Source organism: Pseudomonas sp. NPDC089396, assembly GCF_044749545.1.
Taxonomy (GTDB): domain Bacteria; phylum Pseudomonadota; class Gammaproteobacteria; order Pseudomonadales; family Pseudomonadaceae; genus Aquipseudomonas.
The window spans coordinates 596,880-616,910 of the sequence record NZ_JBIVIC010000002.1 but is presented as its reverse complement, the minus strand read 5'-3'; the positions used below and the strand labels follow the sequence as shown (position 1 = coordinate 616,910).

The window sequence follows — 20,031 nt, the reverse complement described above, 5'->3', positions numbered from 1 at the left end:
GAAACAAAAACCCCCGGGCATCTGCATGACCGGGGGTCTTGGATCAGGTCGCAAGCGACGCGATCAGGGTATCGCCAAGATTACTGCGGCTGAGGCAGTTTATCGATCGGGCCGCAGCCACCGATGACCTTGGAAATGGAAACCGAAGGGTGGAACAGGTAGTCGTACGAGCAGTTTTTCTGCTGGTTGTAGACTTGACCCGTGCAACCGGACAGCAGGGCAACGCCGGAAACGACAGCAACGGCGACGGTGGCCTTGAACAGCTTTTTCATTACTAAGTCCTTTAAATGAATCATGGCCATCTTTCTGATGGCGCCGGGATGATACAGAACCGAGGCATTGGATCCAAGTTTCGTAGGCAATTGGCTTTATTGTTGAAAAGCAGACCGGCGCAAACGATAGTTCCTGTCTGTGCCCTTGCTCTGCCCTACGACAGGAGTTCCCCCATGCTCGGCGTCACCGATTACGGCGCGTTCGTCATTGCCTTCATCATCGTGCTGGCCATTCCCGGCCCGGGTAACTTCGCCCTGATCACCGCCACCGGCAAGGGCGGTATCAAGGCCGGCCTGGCGGCGACGTGCGGGGTGATTCTCGGCGACCAGGTGCTGCTGTGGCTGGCGGTGGCGGGCGTTGCCACCCTGCTCGCGGCCTACCCTGCCGCCTTCCACGTCGTGCAGTGGGCGGGCGCTGCCTACCTGGCCTACCTCGGGCTGCGCATGCTGCTGAGCAAACCCGGTGGTGCCCCACGCGCCAGCCGCATGGACAACGGCCACTACCTGCGTCAGACCATGCTCATCACCCTGCTCAACCCCAAGGCGATCATGTTCTACATGGCGTTCTTCCCGCTGTTCGTCGACCCGGTGAAGCATCAGGGGCTGGTGACCTTCGGCTTTCTCGCCGCGACCGTGGCGGTGGTGACGTTCCTGTATGGATTGATCGCGGTGGTGCTGACCCACCACCTGGCCGAGCGCATGCGCGCCAATCCACGTATTTCCAACCTGTTCGAACGTTTGGCGGGGGCTTGCCTGGTGGGGTTTGGCATCAAGCTGGCGGCGATGCGCTGAATTTTAGAGTGACAGGCCGTGGCCTCAACCACGGCTTTCAACCCTGCCTTGGCCGAAACGCTGTAGGCCAATTCGTAAAATTGTCGGTTACCCCATCTAGTAATTGCTGATGCTCTACGGCAGTGACAAAACTGACCAAGGCAGAGGCATCAAACGAGCAAAGGAAATCCTGGACAACCTGCGAGGTGGGAAAAGATGAGTGATAAATACAGCCACGAAGAAATGCCAATCCTCGATCTGGACCTGAGCAACACGCAGCGCTTTGAAGCTTCCCGCTTTCTCGATAGCCCTGAAACCATTGCAGCATTCTTGGCAGAAGCACTGAAAACCAACGACACACACGTCCTGATGCATGCAATGGGCGAAGTGGCAAAGGCGAGAGGCGTGAACAAGCTCGCTCAGGACGCAGGCGTCAATCGCGAGTCTCTCTACAAGACCTTCAAGGGTGGCAGCAAGACACGCTTTGATACCATCCAGAAGCTTATGCTGGCCTTGGGTGTAGAGCTGACCGTAAAACCGCTGGCTGACCCGGTTCTTTCGCCTGCGACCAAATAGCCGCGCTCACCTGCGAGTCAGCCAGCCCTCATCAGAACAACTTGACCGTATAACTCAGGATCAAGCGGTTCTCGTCGATGTCGGTCCGATAGTTCGAGCGGGCCATCACATTGCGCACCCGCACCCCCAACCCTGCCAGGGGGCCGCTCTGCACCACGTAGGCCAGGTCCAGATCGCGCTCCCGGTCACGCCCTTCGAAACCCAGGCCAGTCTCGACGTCGCGCCCCTTTACATAGCGCAAGGTCGAGGTCAGCCCCGGGATCCCCTGCGCGACGAAGTTGTAGTCGTGCCGCACCTGCCACGAGCGCTCCCCCGTCGCCGAGAATTCATAGGTTGGCAGCGTATTGCCCATCGGGTTGGTGTTGGCACCGACCTGGATGAACCCGTCGTCCCCGCCGATCTGCTGATACCCCACATAGAAGGTGTGCCCACCGGTCTTGGCCGAGAACAAACTGAACAGCGCATGGTTGTCGTATTTGCCAGCGATCTGCCGACCATCCTCCTGGGCATCGAAGTAACCGGCATTCACCCCCAGCGTCCAGTCACCCACGGGCTGGGCGTGCTTGAGGCTGTAAAAGCGCTGCTGGTAGATATCTTCCAGTTGCGCCTGCCACACGCCGACACTGGTGCGGTTGTCGTTGAAGGCATAGTCGGCGCCGACATAGTTGAAGCGGTCACTGGTGAACCGCGCCAGCCGCGCCGGATTGATCGGGTCGTTGACCAGCGCATACATCTTCTGGCTGTTGGACGAGTCACGCAGGCTGGTTGACCTGAACTGCCCCGCGCTCAGGGTCAGCCCGGGGAACTCGCGGGACTCGAGCATCGCGCCCTGGTAGGTCGGCGGCAGCAGGCGCAGGTCACTGAACAACAGCACAGGCAGGTTAGGCATCAACTCGCCCACTTTCAGTTCGGTGCGGGAAACCTTGAACTTGGCCGCTGCGCCCATGCGGCTGTATTCGTCTGCCGACTTGCCGCTTTCGAGGCTGGGCAACAACCCCGACTTGGCGTGCTCCGGGCTGCTGTCGAGCTTGAAACCGAGCAGGCCAATGACGTCGACACCCATGCCGATCATGCCCGGGGTATAGCCGGAGGTGGCATTGAAGATGAAGCCCTGGGCCCATTCCTGGGTACGCGACTGGGTACTCGGGCCTTTGATATCGGCATAGTCACGACTGAAAAAGTAATTGCGCGCTTGCAGCGTAGCGCTGGCGTCCGCGATGAAACCTGGCTCTTCGGCCGTCGCCTCGGCGCACAGGGCGGCGGCGATGCAACCACCGGCCAGGCGAGCGGTCGGGGAATAACGCTGTGGCATGTAACCGAGCATGAAAGCAACTCCTGGATGCGGGCAACAGCAGCCCGCCGCGGCGGCCCAGGGGCCATCCACGTCGGGTTGCGTTGAAAGGGATCGGCAGACGAGCTAGGTGCCCGCCTGCGCTGCCGTCAAAAGAAGCGCTGGACCGTTAACGGTTGACCAGCTTTGCCGGCAAGGCGATGACCAGGAAACAGCTGAGCAGCAGGCACAGGGCAAACACCCACAAGGCCGCGTGGGAGGTGCCGGTCAGATCAGTGACCATGCCCATCAGCGAGTTGCTCACCAACCCCGCGATATTGGCCACCGAGCACGCCAGGGCAAAACCGGTAGCGGCCGCGGTGCCCTTGAGGAAGGTCGCCGGCAGGCTGAAGAACACCGGCACCGCACCGATGATCGCCGCCGAGGCGATCGCAAACAGCACCACCGTCATCACCAGGTTCTGGCTGAACAGGGTGCTGCTGGCCATGGCGATCGCGCCGATGATGAACGGCACGATGATGTGCCAGCGGCGTTCGCGATGCCGGTCGGAACTGGCGCCGATCATCAGCATGCCAGCCAACGCCGCCAGGCTCGGAATCGCCGTGAGCAGGCCGATGTGGAAGGTATCGCTGACACCCGCGTCGCGAATGAAGGTCGGCATCCAGAAGCCCATGGCATAGGCGCTGAGCAGGATCGAGAAGTCGATGCCACCGAGCATCCACACCTTGAGGTTGAAGAAGCCATCGCGGAAGCTGTGCTTGCTGTCCTTGCCCTCGGCATCGTCGGCGGCAAGGTCCGCTGCCAGCTGCGCCTTGTCGTCATCCGACAGCCATTTCGCCTGCTGGAAAGTGTTCGGCAGCGCCCAGAACGTCAGGATGCCCAGCAGCACGCTGGGGATCGCCTCCAGCAGGAACAGCCACTGCCAGCCATGCAGGCCGTGGACCTGGTCGAAGTGGCCCATGATCCAGCCAGAGATCGGCCCGCCAATCACGCTCGACAGCGGCAGCCCGATCATGAACAGGGCGATGATGCGCCCGCGTCGGTAGGTCGGGTACCACATGGTCAGGTAGAACAGCACACCCGGCAGGAAGCCCGCTTCGGCCGCGCCGAGCAGAAAGCGCAGGATGTAGAACTGCGTGGTGCTGGTGACGAACATGGTGCAGGCCGAGAGCAGGCCCCAGGTGATCATGATGCGGGCGATCCACAGCTTGGCGCCGACACGCTGCAGGATCAGGTTGCTCGGGACCTCGAAGATGATGTAACCGACGAAGAACAGCCCGGCCCCCAGGCCATAGGCCGCGGTGCTGAATTGCAGGTCTTCGAGCATCTGCAGCTTGGCGAAGCCGACATTGATGCGGTCCAGATAGGCTGCGAGGTAGCAGAAACACAGGAAGGGGATGAGCTTCCAGGTGATCCTGCGGTAAAGCGCTTGAGTACCCCGGTCGACTTCAACGTGGACCGCGGTTGCATTCGCAATTGGCATTTCCTGTCTCCTGGCGGGCGACTTTGTGGTTGTTTTAAGGCCAGCAGTTTTCGACGCTCTGGGCGCGCCGCGCACTATACGCGGCACGCCAAGGAGGCGTCACAAGACCCCGAGTGCTCCTGCGGGGCGACCGCCTGGACAGCGGACGGTCATGGAACGGGCTTCCCGCGCCGTTACTTGATTGTTATGGGTGCAAGGTGACGGGTTGATTCAGTTCTCCAGGCGTTGAAGCTGCTCCATGGCCTCCTGCCGGCTGACGACATCGCCGTACTTGCTGTCGATGTCGAACAGGTTGGCTTCATGGGGATCGTTGTGGCGATCACCGACACATTCTCGCACCACGATGGTTCGAAAGCCGTGCTGCAGGGCATCCACCGCACTGGCGCGGATGCAGCCACTGGTGGAGCAGCCGGCCAGCACCACGGTATCGACGCCTTGCGCATGCAGCAGCGAGGCCAGGCTGGTACCGAAGAAGGCGCTGGCGTACTGCTTGCTGAGCACCACCTCATCCGCCCGTGGCACCACGGCCTCGCAGAATGCCGCCAGCGGGTTGCCTTCGACCATGTCCTTCATCACCGGCGCCTTGCGCACCCACACGCCGCCGTCGGCGAAGTGCGGGGCCTGGTAGCGGATGTTGGTATGGACCACCAGCGTACCGCAGTCGCGGGCCAGGGCCAGCAGGCCGGCGGCCTGCTCGACGGCCGTCACCACGCCGGGAGCGTAGAGCGGCGCACCAGGGGTGGTGTAGCCCTGCATGAAGTCGATCATCAGCAGGGCCGCCTTGCGGCCGAAGCCGATGCGCTGGCCCCATACGCCCTGGTAGTTGTCGCTGGCGCTTTGTGCGTCGCTCATGTTCGTCTCCCGATTCAGTAAGCGCCCGACAGCAATGCGCCAGCACCTGGAACCACCGGTTCCAGGTCCAGCGCCTTGAGCATGGCGTAGGTGGTGGCGATGGCAGCGGTGACCACCGGCTTGCCGGTTTGCGCCTCGACCTTGGCGACCGCCGGCAGCGATTGCATCTGCACGCAAGCCGAAAGCACCACCACATCGACGCCTTCAAGGTTCATGCCGGCGACGATGCCCGGCAGATTGGCCGGGTCGTGGCGGGCCACGGCGAGGTTGTCGGGGATTTCCAGCGCGCGCCAGTCCTGCACTTCGAAGCCTTCCTCGCGGATGTAGTTGACCACCAGTTCGGTCAACGGCTTCATGTAGGGCGCGACGATGGCGATGCGCTTGGCCTTCATCACATGCAGGGCCTCCACCAGCGCACCCGCACTGGTGATCACCGGGGCCAGCGCGTCGTTGTCAGCGGTGGCTTTCTGCAGTCGTTTCTCCGACTGGCGGTGATAGCCCAGCCCCATGGCCATGATCGCCACCAGGCAGGCATAGCCGAGCACGTCGACCTTGGCGTCGGACAACTCCACCGCGCAGCGGTCGGACTCGCCGTCCATCGCTGCCAGTTCTTCCTTCTTCACCTGCTTCATGCGCATGCGGCTGGAGTGGAAGGTGAAGCGTTCCGGGCGGATCGCCTGGCGCGCCAGGAGCATCGCCGGGATTTCGGTTTCCATGGTGGTGTTCGAGCTCGGCACGATCTGGCCGATCCGGTAAATCTTGCTCATGTCTTGTGCTCCGTCAGTCGAAGGTGTGGTCGAGGAAATCACCGAAGGCGGCGAAGAAGCCTTCGAGGTCATCCCAAGGGATCATGTGGCCGGCGTTGTCGACCTGAACGACCTGGATGTCCGGCTTGAGCTCGCGGATCTCCGCGATGTCCTGGGGCTGGATCACGCCGCCCCGCCCGGCCACCATCAGCAGTGCGGGCTGGCGCACGCGGGGCAGGTCCTGATGGATGTCCACCTGGTGGAAATCGTTGAAGGCACGCACGATCGCCGGCTCATGGCAGGTGTGCAGCCACTCGGCGCGCAGGGCCAGTTGCTCATCGGTCCAGGTCGCGCAGAAGGCGCGCATGTCATCGCCGCTCATGCCAACGGTGGCCTGGCGGATCGAGTCGACGTACCACGGCAGCTTGCTCGGGTACTCGCGCCGACCAGGCCCGGACACCGGTGGATCGACCAGCACCAGGCGCTGCAGCCCTGGCGCGCCTTTGGCAGCGGCGCGGATGGCGAAACGTGCCCCCATCGAGTGGCCGACCAGGTGATAGCGCTCCAGGCCCAGCGCCGCCGCGAAGGCCGGAATGTCCGCCGCGCAGGCGTCGGTGCCGTAGTCCAGCTCAGGGCCGCTCGAAGACAGGCCGCGGCCACGCACATCCAGCACATAGGTGTCGAAGTGCTGACCAAGGCGCTCGGCGACGAACCCCCAGGTGATCGCCGGGCTGGTGATGCCCGGCACCAGGATCAGCGCATGCCCCTTGCCGCCGTAGCGCAGGTAATGCTGGCGGATGCCGTTGGCGCTGACGTTGCCGCCGGCGACGAAGGTGCTCATGCCGCCTCCCCGCTTTTCAGTTCCTGGCCGTAGAGGTCATAGCCATATACCCAGGCCGGGTCTTCCTGGTTGTAGAGGAAGGTGTTGGCGTTGGATACCGACTGCACCCGCGATGCGCGTTCCTTGCGGTTGGCCTCGTACAGCGCGAAGGCGGTGCGGTGGTCGGACAGTCCGGTCTCTTGCAGGCAGCGGGTCAGCATCGCCGCATCTTCGATCGCCATGCACGCGCCTTGCGCCATGTGCGGTTTCATCGGGTGGCAGGCGTCGCCCAGCAGCACCAGGCGGCCACGGCTCCACAGCGGCAGCGGGTTGCGGTTGCGCAGCGGCCACTTGGTAATCGATTCGGTGGCGCCGATCAGCTTCTGCACGGTGGGGTGGTAACCCTCGAAGGCCGCGCGCATTTCTTCCTGGCTGCTGTCGACGAAGGCGCCCTGGAAGTCCCAGGCTTCGTGCGGTACGCCGGTGACGAAGTAGTACTCGTCGCGCTTGCCGGTGGTGTAGTAGACCATCATGTGGCGGTCTTCGGTCCACCACTTCACGCAGTCCTCGAACACGTCGGCATGCTGGGCCAGGTGTTCGCCGCGGATCAGCGCGCGGTGGGCGACCCAGCCGCTGTAGATCGGCGCTTCGACACCCAGCAGCTCTTCACGGATCTTGGAGTGGATGCCGTCCGCGCCAATGACGATATCGGCCACGGTGTGGGTACCGTCGGCGAAGTCCAGGCGCACCTGGTCGCCCTCATCGACAATCTTTTCCAGGCGCTTGCCGAAGTGCACGGTGCCCGGCTTGATCGCATCGATCTGCAGTGCGTGCAGGTCGCCGCGGTGAATGGTGATGTACGAGGCGCCGTACTCACGGCGGGCGAACTCACCGAGCGGGATGCGCGACAGGTAGTCGCCCGTGTTGCCGTCGCGGCTGAACCAGAAGTCCGGGTGCGAGCTCATCAGCTCCAGCTTCTGCTCCAGCCCCATGCGGCGGAAGATCTTCATCACGTTGGGGCCGATATGGATACCCGCGCCGAGGCGGGTGAATTCCGGTGCCTGCTCGTACACGTCGACCTCGAAGCCGGCCTGTTGCAACAGCGTGGCGGCTGCTGCACCACCAAGACCTGCACCGACGATTGCGATTTTCTGCCTGCCCCGCATAGGTATATCCCCTCTTGTTCTGTGATGTGGTCAGTGGTTCGATCACCTGACGATTTAGAGTGTATACGCTGTATTTTTTTAATTGGAAGGGCATGACTCAAATATTTTCAAACGGCTGATCGAATGTAACAAACGGCCTCGTGTAACCGATTTATCTAGGGATTGTGTGAAATAGTAACGTTTGGAAGTACGGCTTGCGCTTGTCGAACGGATGCGATTACATCTACAAGAATATGGCGTATACACTATTAATTCGCACCGAGATGACGCGCCATGCACCGCCGCAGTGCAGCATCTCGAGCCCACCAAGGCCTGCCCAGGAGAAAGCCGATGCCCGTTAGCAACGCAGAACTGACCCAGATGTTCGAACACGTGCTGAAACTGTCCCGCGTGGATGAGACGCAGAGCGTCGCCGTGCTCAAGAGCCACTATTCCGATCCACGTACGGTGAACGCCGCGATGGAAGCCGCGCAGCGGCTCAAGGCAAAGGTCTACGCGGTGGAACTGCCGTCGTTCAACCACCCCACTGCCATGGGCAACGACATGACCGCCTACTGCGGCGACACGGCCCTGACCGGCAACCTGGCGGCGCAGCGGGCGCTGGAGGCCGCCGACCTGATCGTCGACACCATGATGCTGCTGCATTCACCTGAACAGGAGCAGATCCTCAAGACGGGCACGCGCATCCTGCTGGCCGTCGAACCCCCGGAAGTGCTGGCGCGCATGCTGCCCACCGAGGACGACAAGCGCCGCGTGCTGGCCGCCGAAACCCTGCTCAAGCAGGCGCGCAGCATGCATGTGCGCTCCAAGGCCGGCAGTGATTTTCGCGCCCCGCTCGGCCAATACCCGGCCGTCACCGAATACGGTTACGCCGACGAGCCCGGCCGCTGGGACCACTGGCCCAGCGGCTTCCTGTTCACCTGGCCGAACGAGGACAGCGCCGAAGGCACGCTGGTGCTGGATGTCGGCGACATCATCCTGCCGTTCAAGAACTACTGCCGCGAGCGCATCACGCTGGAGATCGAGAAAGGCTTCATCACCGGCATTCATGGCGGCTTCGAGGCCGAGTACCTGCGTGACTACATGAAGTATTTCAACGACCCCGAGGTGTACGGCATTTCCCACATCGGCTGGGGCCTGCAGCCACGCGCCCAGTGGACCGCCATGGGCCTGCACGACCGCAACGACGGCATGTGCATGGATGCCCGCGCGTTCTATGGCAACTTCCTGTTCTCCACCGGCCCCAACACCGAAGTCGGTGGCAAGCGCAAAACCCCCTGCCACCTGGATATTCCGCTGCGCAACTGCGATATCTACCTGGACGACAAGGCCGTGGTCCTGGCCGGCGATGTGGTCGCACCTGAGGAGTCCAAGGCACGATAGTGGTTATACTGGCCCGGCGCTCCACTTCGGGGCCCGGCCAGCCCAACCCATACAGCCCAAGCCCTCCCATGTCGAAGAAAACCACTGAAGCGCCCGCTGCACCTGACACCGCCCCCTATGACGTCACCGAACAGGTCGGCCACCTGCTGCGCAAGGCGTATCAGCGGCACACCGCGATTTTCCAGCAGCAGGCGTGCGACCCGCAGCTGACCTCGATCCAGTTCGTCACCCTGTGCGCCTTGCGCGACCACGGGCCCAGCTCCCAGGCCGAGTTGATCAAGGCGACCGCCGTCGACCAGGCGACCATTCGAGGCATCGTCGAACGGCTCAAGGCGCGGGAACTGGTGAAGCTGTCGCCGGACCCTGATGATCGACGCAAGGTGATCGTCGAGCTCACCGACAGTGGCGCGGCATTGCTGGATGCGATGATTCCCTGCGCCCGGCAGATCAGTGAACTGAGCATGGGCTGCCTGAATGCTGCGGAGCGGGTGGCGATTCTGTTTTTGCTGCGCAAGATGATCGACGGGGATGAGATGGCGGGGTGATCGCGGCGCCTCGCTTTGAATTTGTGGTGATGCGTAAATCGAGCGCCGCCCGCGCGGCGCTCGATTTCAACGGCACTAAAAATCTCAAACCCTGCACTTCGCGATACACCCCTCCCCCCCAAAAATCATCCCTGGCCTGCTTCTTGCCTGACCCTTTCATGTAGTGAGTACTTACCGAAACAAGCGCCCCCGTTGAGTGGTTTGGTAGCGCGCTGGTACTCGCTTTCGAATGGCAAGCAACTTCCAGAGATGATCCAACAATGCAAACAACCATCTCCCTGCGGATCAACGGCCAGAGCATCGAAGTCAGCGCCATGGCCGACACGCCCCTGCTGCTGATCCTGCGCAACGACCTGCGCCTGAACGGCCCCAAGTACGGCTGCGGCCTGGGCGAATGCGGCGCCTGCACGGTGATCATCGACGGCGTCGCCGCACGCTCCTGCGTGATCCCCCTGTCCGGCGCCGCCAACCGCGACATCACCACCCTCGAAGGGCTGGGCAGCAAGGCCGCGCCGCACCCCGTACAGCAAGCGTTCATCGATGAGCAAGCCGCCCAATGCGGCTACTGCATGAACGGCATGATCATGACCGCCAAGGCCCTGCTCGACCGCATCCCGGACGCCAGCGACGAACAGATCCGCAACGAGCTGTCCGGCAACCTCTGCCGTTGCGGCACCCACGTCGAAATCCTGCGCGCCGTGCGCCGCGCTGCCGGCCGCCAGGCCTGAGAACCGGAGAAGAGCATGAACCACTCGCAACACGTTCCCACCCGCGACCAGTTGCTGGGCAAAACCGGCGTCCTGCTGATCGTCGATGAGATCACCCCGCCCTCGGGCCCTGTGGCCAAGGGCGTGACGCCCACGGTCAAGGCGCGCGAACTGGCGTTGTTCCTGGCGATCAGCGATGACGGCAGGGTCTACGCCTTCAACGGCCACGTCGACCTGGGCACCGGCATCCGCACGTCACTGGCGCAGATCGTTGCCGAAGAACTCGACCTGCGCATGGACCAGGTGCACATGGTGCTCGGTGACACCGAGCGCGCGCCGAACCAGGGCGCCACCATCGCCAGCGCCACCCTGCAGATTTCCGCCGTGCCGCTGCGCAAGGCGGCGGCCACCGCGCGGCGCTTCCTGCTGCAACAGGCGGCGCTGCGCCTGGGCTGCCAGGCCGATACGCTGCGCCTGGAAGAAGGCACGCTGATCGCCAGCGATGGCCGCACCCTGAGCTTTGCCGAACTGGTGCAGGGGGAGAATCATCAACTGCGCATTGCCGACGATGCGCCGCTCAAGGCCATCGAGGACTACCGCCTGGTCGGTCGCAGTGCTGCGCGGGTGGATATCCCCGGCAAAGCCACCGGCGAGCTGACCTACGTCCATGACATGCGCCTGCCCGACATGCTCCACGGCCGCGTGATCCGGCCGCCCTACGCCGGCCATGACAGCGGCGATTTCGTCGGCAAGAGCCTGCTGGCGGTGGACGAATCCTCCATTGCCCATGTGCCTGGCGTGATCGCGGTGGTGGTCATCCGCGACTTCGTCGGCGTGGTCGCCGAGCGCGAAGAGCAGGCGATCCGCGCCGCCGAGGATTTGAAAATCAGCTGGAAGCCGTTTACCGGCAAACTGCCCGACCTCAGCGATGTGGCCCAGGCGATCCGCGACAACCCCCGGGTGCAGCGCACCGTGCTGGACAAGGGCGACGTCGATGCCGGCATCGCCAATGCCAGCCAGCGCCTGAGCCGCAGCTACCTCTGGCCGTATCAGCTGCATGGCTCGATCGGCCCGTCCTGCGCCCTCGCCGACTTTACCGAAGGCCAGATCCGCGTCTGGTCCGGCACCCAGAACCCGCACCTGCTGCGCGCTGACCTGGCCTGGTTGCTGGCGTGTGACGAACAACGCATCGACATCATTCGCATGGAAGCGGCCGGCTGTTATGGCCGCAACTGCGCCGATGATGTCTGTGCCGACGCGGTGCTGCTGTCACGCGCGGTAGGTCGCCCTGTGCGGGTGCAACTGACCCGCGAGCAAGAGCATGCCTGGGAGCCCAAGGGCACTGCACAGCTGATGGAAATCGATGGCGGCCTGAACGCCGATGGCACGGTCGCCGCCTACGACTTCCAGACCAGCTACCCCTCCAATGGCGCCCCCACCCTCGCCCTGCTGCTGACAGGCGCGGTGGAGCCGGTACCGGCCTTGTTCGAGATGGGCGACCGCACCTCGATCCCGCCCTATGACTATGAGCACATGCGCGTCACCATCAATGACATGACGCCGCTGGTGCGCGCCTCGTGGATGCGGGGTGTGTCGGCCATGCCCAACAGCTTCGCCCATGAGTCGTACATCGACGAGCTGGCCTTCGCCGCCGGTGTCGACCCGGTCGAGTACCGCCTCAAGCACCTTTCCGATCCGCGTGCCATCGACCTGGTCCAGGCCACCGCCGAACGCGCCGGCTGGCAGCCACGCACCGAGCCCATGCAGGTGCCCGCCGAAGGTGATGTATTGCGCGGTCGCGGTTTCGCCTACGCGCGCTATATCCACAGCAAGTTCCCCGGCTTCGGCGCCGCCTGGGCGGCCTGGGTCGCGGATGTCGCGGTGGACCGGCGCACCGGTGAGGTCGCCGTGACGCGCGTGGTGATTGGCCATGACGCCGGCATGATGGTCAACCCCGAAGGGGTGCGGCACCAGATCCATGGCAACGTGATTCAGTCCACCAGCCGCGTGCTCAAGGAACAGGTGAGCTTCGAGGATTCAAAGGTGGCGAGCAAGGAATGGGGTGGCTACCCGATCCTGACCTTCCCCGAGGTGCCGGCCATCGATGTGATGATGCTGCCGCGCCAACATGAACCGCCGATGGGCAGTGGCGAGTCGGCCTCGGTGCCGAGCGCGGCGGCCATCGCCAACGCCATCTTCGATGCCACCGGGATACGCTTTCGCGAGTTGCCGATCACTGCCGAGCGGGTGCGCGCAGCACTGGGCGCAGAAGCCCCCCGCGCTGACGGGCCGGCGCCAGCGCCGCCCGCGCCGAAACGCTCGAAATGGTGGTTCGGCTCGCTTGCCGGCGTGTTCGGCGCCGCGTTGGGCATGGCGGCCACCGCCCTGCCCTGGCGCGCCGAAATCGCCCCGGTAACGCCGCCCGCCGCCGGTAGCTGGTCGGCCTCGATGCTCGAACGCGGACGCCAAGTGGCGGCTGCCGGCGACTGCGCAGTGTGCCATACGGTCAGCGGCGGCAAGGTCAATGCCGGTGGGCTGGCGATGGATACACCGTTCGGCACGCTCTACAGCACCAACATCACCCCCGACCCGGAAACCGGCATTGGTCGCTGGTCTTTCGCCGCGTTCGAGCGGGCCATGCGCGAGGGCATCAGCCGCGACGGTCGCCACCTGTACCCGGCCTTTCCCTATACCTCGTTTCGCAACATCACCGATGCCGACATGCAGGCGCTGTACGCCTACCTGATGTCACAGACGCCAGTCCAGCAGGAGGCGCCCGCCAACCAGATGCGCTTCCCTTTCAACCAACGCCCGCTGATGGCTGGCTGGAACGCGCTGTTTCTCTCGCGCGGTGAATACCAGCCCGACCCGCAGCGCAGCGAACAATGGAACCGTGGCGCCTATCTGGTCGATGGCCTGGGCCACTGCACGGCGTGCCATTCGCCGCGCAACCTGATGGGCGCGGAGAAAAGTGGCAAAAGCTACCTGGCCGGCGGTATGGTCGATGGCTGGGAAGCGCCTGCGCTCAATGCCTTGGGCAAGGGATCGATACCGTGGAGCGAGAACGAATTGTTCACTTATCTGAGCACGGGTTTCTCCGACAAACACGGCGTCGCTGCCGGCCCCATGGGGCCGGTGGTCAGCGAATTGGCGACACTGCCGCAGAGTGATGTACGCGCTATCGCGCACTACCTGGCGTCGCTCGACGGCACACCGCAGACGCTTGCAGCCAAGCCAGCGCCGCAAGTCGATCCGCAGGTTTCGCTGAGCAATGGCGAGCGGGTGTTCAAGGGCGCGTGCATGGCCTGCCACAGCGACGGACTTGGACCGAAGCTGTTCGGGGTCAGCCCGTCCATGGCGGTCAACAGCAACGTCCATGGCGACCTGCCGGACAATCTGCTGCGCATCGTCTTGCACGGCATTCCAACGCCGGCGACACGCGACCTGGGTTATATGCCAGGGTTCAAGGGCAGCTTGTCGGACCGTCAGGTAGCGGACCTTGCCGCTTACCTGCGCCAGCGCTTTGCGCCCGACAAACCGGCCTGGGCGGGGCTGATGACCAAAAGCGCTCAAGTGCGCGCCAACCCTGGCAGCCATTGAATCTCAGCAGCGCAGCCCGCGCAGGGCGAGATCGCTGATGAAGTCCAGCCAGTCGGACTTGGCCTGCTTTTCGGCCAGGTCCACGGCCAGGAACGAACTCAGCGTGTAGAGGTTGGAGTTATAGAAATAGCAGAGCGAAGCGATCATCAGGTAAGTGTGCTTGATGTCGATATCCGCGCGAAACAGGCCCTTGGCCTGGCCGGCCTCGATGATCGGCCGCAGCACACCGAACGCCTCGCCGGACAGTTCCTTGAGGTTCGGCGACTTCCTGGCGTGTTTGCCCTGATGGAGGTTCTCGGTGGCCAGGATGGTGACGAACTCGGGATGGCGCACGTAGTAGTGCCAGATGAATGCGACCAGCTCGCGCAGCGCGCCCTCGGGGTCGGAGAGGTCCAGGCGCAGCTTGGCTTCGGCCTGGTTGAAGCTTGCGTAGATGTGCTCCAGCACGCAGATGAACAGTTTCTCCTTGCTGCCGAAGTAGTAATAGATCATGCGGTCATTGGACTTGGCCAATGAGGAGATCTGCTCGATGCGCCCGCCGGTGAAGCCTTCCTTGCTGAAGACCTTCACGGCAGCCTGGAGGATGTTTTGCTTGGTGCGGTCGGCCTGCTGGGCGCGAACACCGGTTTTGCGAGTTTGCATGGGCAATCACTGTGGAGCTAGCCAGAACGCTAACACTGCCACAGACGTTGGGCCTTTGCGCGGCTTTTTCAGGTGTGCTCTCAACCCTTGGAACGAGGTAGCGGAACATGCAGCATCTTGACCTGCAGGTGATCGACCAGGCCCTGCAATGGGCACAAGCCGGCCAGACGATCTGGCTCTGCACGGTGCTCTCCACCTATGGCTCGGCACCGCGCTCGCCCGGGGCGATGCTGGTCAGCAATGGCGGCGTGGCGTACGTCGGATCGTTGTCGGGCGGGTGTGTTGAAGAGGAGTTTCTGCAAAGCCTCTGGCGCGGAGAATTCAGGCAGGTGGCGCAGGTGGTGCGGTATGGCGACGGGCAGGCGCAAAGCCGTCGCTTGCGTTTGCCGTGCGGCGGCGTGCTGGTCGTGCTGGTTGAGCGACGCGAGCCGAACGACCTGTGGCTGGCGCATTTGCAGGTATTGCGTGCTGCGCTGCTGGGCCAGCAACGCGTGACGCGCAAGGTCGGATTGGCAACGGGTGACTTTGAAGCCCAGGGTGACAGCAGGGTTGCCGTGCAAATGAGTGAAGATGCCGTGCATATCGGCATCGGCCCAGCCTTGCGCGTGGTGCTGGCCGGGCTGTCACCGGTGGCTGAAGCGTGCGCCGCCATCGCCCGCACGCTGGGCTGCGAGGTCGTTGCCTGCGACCCGCGCGAGGAGATGGCGCATGTGAATCTCGAGGGTGTGCGGATGCATCGCGTGCTGCCCTCGCTGTTCATCGCCGAGGGGGGTTGCCATGCAGCCACTGCGGTGGTGGCGCTGACCCACGATCCGAAGATCGATGACCTGGCATTGATGGAGGCGGTGAACACCCCGGCGTTTTACATCGGCGCCATGGGCTCGGCAGCCACGTCAGCCAAGCGCGCCGAGCGCCTGCGACGGATTGGCGGGCTGTCGCAGGCGCAGATCGAGCGGTTGCACATGCCCATCGGCCTGGACCTGGGCAGCAAGTCACCGGCAGAGATCGCACTGGCGGTGATGGCGGACGTTTTGCGGGTGTACAGAGGGAAGGCGCGGCACGCCTTATAGCTGCGCCAACCAGTACGCCACATCCACCTCGTCGATCTGCTCCTCCTGCAAAAACCGCTCGGCATACTGCCGATACACACCGCTACTCAGAAATAGCCGCAGTAGCTGCCCGTCGATGTGATTGCCCCGCGCCATGGACACCATGATCTTCACCGATTCGGACAAGGTCTTCGGCGCCTTGTACGGTCGGTCGGCAGCCGTCAGTGCTTCGAAGATATCGGCGATCGCCATCACCCGCTCGGCGATGCTCAGGTCAGCTTTGCCCAATCGCCTCGGATACCCGCTGCCATCCATCTTCTCGTGGTGGTTGCCGGCGATGTCCGGCACCCGCCGCAGATGACGCGGGAACGGCAAGCTGGAAAGCATGATGATGGTCTGCACGATATGTTCGTTGATCTTGAAGCGCTCCTCGTCGTTCAAGGTGCCGCGGCGGATCGACAGGTTGTACAACTCGCCCTGATCGCTGGCATTGGCCGGCAGGCTCATGTCGAAGCCCCAGGCATTGCGCGGATCGCCCTTGACCACCGGCGGCTTGCGCGCGCCCCAGTGCAACCGATGCTCGGGGCGGTCGGCCAGGAGCGGCTCATCCACCGGCAATGGCAGCGCGGGTACGCCCTTGAAGCGTTCCTCTTCGTCGCGGGAAATGCCCAAGCGGTTGTCGAAATGCCGCCGCCAGCGGCGCTGGCCGATCTGCTGCAAGCGTTCGATATCGCCCTCGTCCATGAGCTCGCTACCAATATTGGCCCTGGCAACGAACGCGAAATCCTCCTGCAACTGGGCCTGGCAACGCGTCAGGGACGCCTGCAGCACCTGCTGCTCTGCGCCACCTGCCAGCCCTTGCCAATAAGCCAGCTCGGCATCGCGCCAGAGCACCTCGAAGCGCATACGGATTTCGTGGATGCGGTTGTACAGGCCCTCCAGCTTGGTCGCTTTGTCCACCACATACTCGGGGCTGGTGATCTTGCCGCAGTCGTGCAGCCAGGCGGCCACCCGGAACTCGTAACGCTCGAGATCGGTCATGCTGAAGCTGGCGTAGGGGCCGCTGTCGGCCTGCACGGCCTGGTCCAGCAGCATCTGCGCCAGTTGCGGTACCCGCTCGCAGTGGCCGCCGGTATACGGGCTCTTGGCATCGATGGCATCGGCCAGCAGCTTGATCATGGCGTCCAGCAGCCGTTGCTGGGCTTCGGCCAGTTGCCGCGTCTCGATGGCCACCGCCGCAGCACCGGACAGCTCCTCGACGAATTGCCGGAACGGCTGGCCCGCTTCATCACCGGCCTGCCCCTCATCCAGCTGCAATACCAGGATACCCAGCAGCACCTGGCCACGGTCCCGGAGCACCACCGCAAGGCTGCGCCCACGCAGCTCCAGCGCGTGTTTCACGACAGCCACCAGGTGCTCGTGCTCATGCTCGGCGACCGCCAGTTCGTCCGGGTAGTCCTCGCCCCGGCATGAAGCGGCCAGACGCAGCAGGGATTGGTCGTCATCGAACAGGTAAACCGCACCCGCCTTTACCCCGGCGGCGTCCACCAGATGTCTGAGCACACCCTCGAGCATGCGCTCCAGCTGGCTTTCCCGGCTGAGCGTGAGGGTGATCGCCTGGAAATTGCGGATGGTGCCGGACATGCGGCTGAGCACCTGGCTCAGTTCACGCACCTCGGAAACCTGTGACGTCACCCCCACCTCGCGGCTGAAGTCGAAGTTGGCAAGGCCGTGCACCTGCTCGGCCAGCAGGCGCAACGGGCGGCCGATGCGCTGGCCGAGCACTGCGCCCAGCAGCAGTAGCAAGGCCATCAGCGCCGCCGCCCAGAGCAGCTGCTCGAACAGCACCTGGCGTGCACCGGCCAGCAACTCGTCGCCCGGCACGGCGATCAGCACCTGGAAGTCCTCGCCGACCAGCGTGGTGAGCGGTATGCGCATGCCATACCAGGTCTTCCCTTGCACCTGATAAGGTTGCGGCCGGTTGTCCTGAAGCGGGTTGGCGTGGATGCGCGCCAGGCTGGGAATCCCCAGTTCGTCGATACGCGACAGGCGGACCGCCTCTCCCTCCTGCAGGATGACCCGCTTCAGGTCCGGGTACGCCACCACATTCCCCCGCTCATCGATCACGGCGGTCTCGGTGCCGGGGGTCATGCGCAGGTCCTGGCTCTCGCTGGCCAGATCATTGACCGAAACATCCATGCCGATCACCGCCGCGCCATCGACGCTGCGCTGGGCCATGGTCATGCCGACTTCACGGGTGGTGAAGAAGGCGTAAGGGTTGGTAAGCACGGTGGTCGAGCGCCCTGAGGCTTCGATGAACCAGGGGCGCTGGCGCGGATCGTAGTGATACTCCGGCTTGACCTGGGTTTGCAGCAAGGTCAGCTGCGGATCGTAGAAACGCCACTCGCCAAGGCTAGTACCGTCATCGCCCTTGCTGATGCTCTGAACCAGAAAGCGGGTGCCGGCTGGCGCCGCGTAGCGCTGAAGCGATTGCGGGTCGTGCAACTGACGGACCAGCAGGAATTCGCCATTGGGGTAGCCGACATAAGCGGCGCTGAGCATCTTGTTGGCGTTCAGGCTCTCGACCAGTTGCGGCAGCCGCTCCAGGCGCTGAGCCAAGGTACTGGCGGCCGGGTTGAACGCGAGCAGCCGGATGCTGCTCTGCGCCGGGTCGAGCAAGCGCCGGGCGCGTTCGTCGATGGTCTTGCCCAGTTGCTGGGCGGAATCGCCGGCTGCAGCCACCAGTGCCTGCTGGGTGCCGCGATAACCTTGCCAGGCCAAGCCCATGCCGAGCAGCAGCATGCCCAGCAAGATGGCCAGGGTCACCAGCAGTTGTAGCGAGATGCTACGTCCTTGCTCATTCATGGCAGCAGGGTCTGCTAGTACGCATTTCCGGCAGCGGGAGCCGGAAACACTGAGTACCTCACCCGGAAATTTGCCAACCCGGCATCGTGACCAATTAACACATAGCCCATCCAAGGTGCTCCATGTGCAGCGAGTTCATCAGCGTTATCTGCCACATCGTCATGCCGGCTTTACACCTACCGCGAGGAGCTTAGCTGCTATGGGGCAGAATCGTCAGAGAAGATGAACCAGCCCTTAGCCATCACCACGGGACGATGGTTTGAAAGCACGACGAGCAAGGGATGCAAAGCGTGCCCGGAAAACCGAATACTGAAACGACGAAGCCCCCGAAAACTCAAGGTTTTCGGGGGCTTCGACTACTTCGCGTATGGCGGAGAGATAGGGATTTGAACCCTAGGTACTGTTGCCAGTACAACGGATTTCGAATCCGTCCCGTTCGACCACTCCGGCATCTCTCCAATGCCGCGCATCATACCAGCGAATTCTGAAAACGCAAACCTTTATTTTCAAAAAAATCGCGTGGTATCAGGCGCTTGCGTGAACGCGCGCCTTACAGCGGCACGCCCAGGCGCTTGGCAACTTCTTCGTAGGCTTCGATCACGTCGCCCAGACCCTGGCGGAACCGGTCCTTGTCCATCTTCTTGCGGGTCTCTTTGTCCCACAGGCGGCAGCCGTCCGGGCTGAACTCGTCACCGAGGACGATCTGGCCGTGGAAGACACCGAACTCCAACTTGAAGTCGACCAGCAGCAGGCCGGCGTCGTCGAACAGCTTGTTCAGCACTTCGTTGACCTTCAGCGACAGCTTCTTCATCTCGACCAGCTGCTCGGCGGTGCCCCAGCCGAAAGCAACAACGTGGGATTCGTTGATGAAGGGATCGCCCTTCTCGTCGTTCTTCAGGAACAGCTCGAAGGTGGACGGCTCCAGCTTGATGCCCTCCTCCACGCCCAGGCGCTTGACCAGGCTGCCGGCGGCATAGTTACGCACCACGCACTCGACCGGGATCATGTCCAGCTTCTTCACCAGGCACTCGTTGTCGCCCAGCAGCTTGTCGAACTGAGTCGGCACGCCGGCTTCTTCGAGCTTTTGCATGATGAAGGCGTTGAACTTGTTGTTCACCATGCCTTTGCGGTCGAGCTGTTCGATGCGCTTGCCGTCGAACGCCGAAGTGTCGTTACGGAACAGCAGGATCAAGCGGTCGGCGTCGTCGGTCTTGTAAACCGATTTGGCTTTGCCGCGGTAGAGTTCTTCGCGTTTTTCCATGA

Annotated in this window: 17 protein-coding genes, 1 tRNA gene and 1 pseudogene; 8 read left to right on the top strand and 11 right to left on the bottom strand. The window is 63.3% G+C overall.

Annotated features, from left to right (window positions below; genetic code table 11):
- Nucleotides 1-80: 80 nt before the first annotated feature.
- On the bottom strand, nt 81-272 hold the full coding sequence (locus tag ACIPZB_RS05870) for a DUF4223 family protein (protein WP_008097338.1): 192 nt from the start codon (nt 270-272) through the stop codon (nt 81-83).
- Nucleotides 273-446: 174 nt separating this feature from the next.
- Between ACIPZB_RS05870 and ACIPZB_RS05865 the strand changes: the two genes are divergently transcribed.
- From ACIPZB_RS05865 to ACIPZB_RS05855, 3 genes and pseudogenes are all read left to right on the top strand, one after another.
- Nucleotides 447-1,064: a LysE family transporter gene (locus tag ACIPZB_RS05865; RefSeq protein WP_008097339.1), complete on the top strand. Its 618-nt coding sequence runs from the start codon at nt 447-449 to the stop codon at nt 1,062-1,064.
- 106 nt (nt 1,065-1,170) lie between these two features.
- Nucleotides 1,171-1,263: pseudogene (locus ACIPZB_RS05860) on the top strand (type II toxin-antitoxin system RelE/ParE family toxin); the annotation flags it as partial.
- Complete coding sequence (locus ACIPZB_RS05855) at nt 1,260-1,619, top strand: addiction module antidote protein (RefSeq protein WP_400639335.1); 360 nt, start codon at nt 1,260-1,262, stop codon at nt 1,617-1,619. The pseudogene ACIPZB_RS05860 and the gene ACIPZB_RS05855, both read left to right, overlap by 4 nt.
- Nucleotides 1,620-1,650: 31 nt before the next feature.
- On the opposite strand, the gene ACIPZB_RS05850 is transcribed toward ACIPZB_RS05855, so the two are convergent.
- The 6 genes from ACIPZB_RS05850 to nicC form a co-directional block, all read right to left on the bottom strand.
- Nucleotides 1,651-2,943, bottom strand: coding sequence for an OprD family porin (locus ACIPZB_RS05850; RefSeq protein ID WP_400639334.1), 1,293 nt, complete (start codon nt 2,941-2,943; stop codon nt 1,651-1,653).
- 136 nt (nt 2,944-3,079) lie between these two features.
- Nucleotides 3,080-4,393, bottom strand: a complete 1,314-nt coding sequence (locus tag ACIPZB_RS05845) for an MFS transporter (protein WP_400639333.1) — start codon at nt 4,391-4,393, stop codon at nt 3,080-3,082.
- A gap of 210 nt (nt 4,394-4,603) precedes the next feature.
- Nucleotides 4,604-5,245, bottom strand: coding sequence for an N-carbamoylsarcosine amidohydrolase (locus ACIPZB_RS05840; protein ID WP_400639332.1), 642 nt, complete (start codon nt 5,243-5,245; stop codon nt 4,604-4,606).
- Nucleotides 5,246-5,259: 14 nt separating this feature from the next.
- Nucleotides 5,260-6,012, bottom strand: coding sequence for a hypothetical protein (locus ACIPZB_RS05835; RefSeq protein WP_008097345.1), 753 nt, complete (start codon nt 6,010-6,012; stop codon nt 5,260-5,262).
- Nucleotides 6,013-6,025: 13 nt separating this feature from the next.
- Nucleotides 6,026-6,832, bottom strand: coding sequence for an N-formylmaleamate deformylase (gene nicD / locus ACIPZB_RS05830; RefSeq protein ID WP_400639331.1), 807 nt, complete (start codon nt 6,830-6,832; stop codon nt 6,026-6,028).
- On the bottom strand, nt 6,829-7,977 hold the full coding sequence (gene nicC, locus ACIPZB_RS05825; protein WP_008097347.1) for a 6-hydroxynicotinate 3-monooxygenase: 1,149 nt from the start codon (nt 7,975-7,977) through the stop codon (nt 6,829-6,831). Before nicC ends, nicD begins: the two co-directional genes overlap by 4 nt.
- Before the next feature lie 330 nt (nt 7,978-8,307).
- Between nicC and ACIPZB_RS05820 the strand changes: the two genes are divergently transcribed.
- The 4 genes from ACIPZB_RS05820 to ACIPZB_RS05805 all read left to right on the top strand — a co-directional run bounded on the left by ACIPZB_RS05820 (nt 8,308) and on the right by ACIPZB_RS05805 (nt 14,212).
- Nucleotides 8,308-9,360, top strand: a complete 1,053-nt coding sequence (locus ACIPZB_RS05820) for a 2,5-dihydroxypyridine 5,6-dioxygenase (RefSeq protein ID WP_400639330.1) — start codon at nt 8,308-8,310, stop codon at nt 9,358-9,360.
- A gap of 68 nt (nt 9,361-9,428) precedes the next feature.
- A complete protein-coding gene (locus ACIPZB_RS05815) occupies nt 9,429-9,905 on the top strand; it encodes a MarR family winged helix-turn-helix transcriptional regulator (RefSeq protein ID WP_008097349.1) in 477 nt (158 codons plus the stop codon).
- A gap of 260 nt (nt 9,906-10,165) precedes the next feature.
- Entirely contained in the window at nt 10,166-10,633 is a 468-nt protein-coding gene (locus tag ACIPZB_RS05810; RefSeq protein WP_008097527.1) for a (2Fe-2S)-binding protein, read from the top strand.
- A gap of 15 nt (nt 10,634-10,648) precedes the next feature.
- Nucleotides 10,649-14,212 (top strand): molybdopterin cofactor-binding domain-containing protein, encoded by a 3,564-nt coding sequence (locus tag ACIPZB_RS05805; RefSeq protein WP_400639328.1) that lies wholly within the window; start codon nt 10,649-10,651, stop codon nt 14,210-14,212.
- Nucleotides 14,213-14,215: 3 nt separating this feature from the next.
- On the opposite strand, the gene ACIPZB_RS05800 is transcribed toward ACIPZB_RS05805, so the two are convergent.
- Nucleotides 14,216-14,854 (bottom strand): TetR family transcriptional regulator, encoded by a 639-nt coding sequence (locus ACIPZB_RS05800; protein WP_008097523.1) that lies wholly within the window; start codon nt 14,852-14,854, stop codon nt 14,216-14,218.
- 107 nt (nt 14,855-14,961) lie between these two features.
- On the opposite strand from ACIPZB_RS05800, the gene ACIPZB_RS05795 reads away from it, so the two are divergent.
- The gene (locus tag ACIPZB_RS05795; protein ID WP_400639327.1) at nt 14,962-15,924 is read left to right on the top strand and encodes an XdhC family protein; all 963 of its coding nucleotides are present in this window, start codon (nt 14,962-14,964) and stop codon (nt 15,922-15,924) included.
- Here the strand turns inward: ACIPZB_RS05795 and ACIPZB_RS05790 are convergent.
- The 3 genes from ACIPZB_RS05790 to purC all read right to left on the bottom strand — a co-directional run bounded on the left by ACIPZB_RS05790 (nt 15,919) and on the right by purC (nt 20,029).
- On the bottom strand, nt 15,919-18,768 hold the full coding sequence (locus tag ACIPZB_RS05790) for an HD domain-containing phosphohydrolase (protein WP_400639326.1): 2,850 nt from the start codon (nt 18,766-18,768) through the stop codon (nt 15,919-15,921). The two genes, ACIPZB_RS05795 and ACIPZB_RS05790, sit on opposite strands and share 6 nt — an antisense overlap.
- 368 nt (nt 18,769-19,136) lie before the next feature.
- Nucleotides 19,137-19,226 (bottom strand) — tRNA-Ser (locus ACIPZB_RS05785).
- A gap of 92 nt (nt 19,227-19,318) precedes the next feature.
- Nucleotides 19,319-20,029, bottom strand: a complete 711-nt coding sequence (purC, locus tag ACIPZB_RS05780) for a phosphoribosylaminoimidazolesuccinocarboxamide synthase (RefSeq protein ID WP_008097517.1) — start codon at nt 20,027-20,029, stop codon at nt 19,319-19,321.
- Between the last annotated feature and the right edge of the window lie 2 nt (nt 20,030-20,031).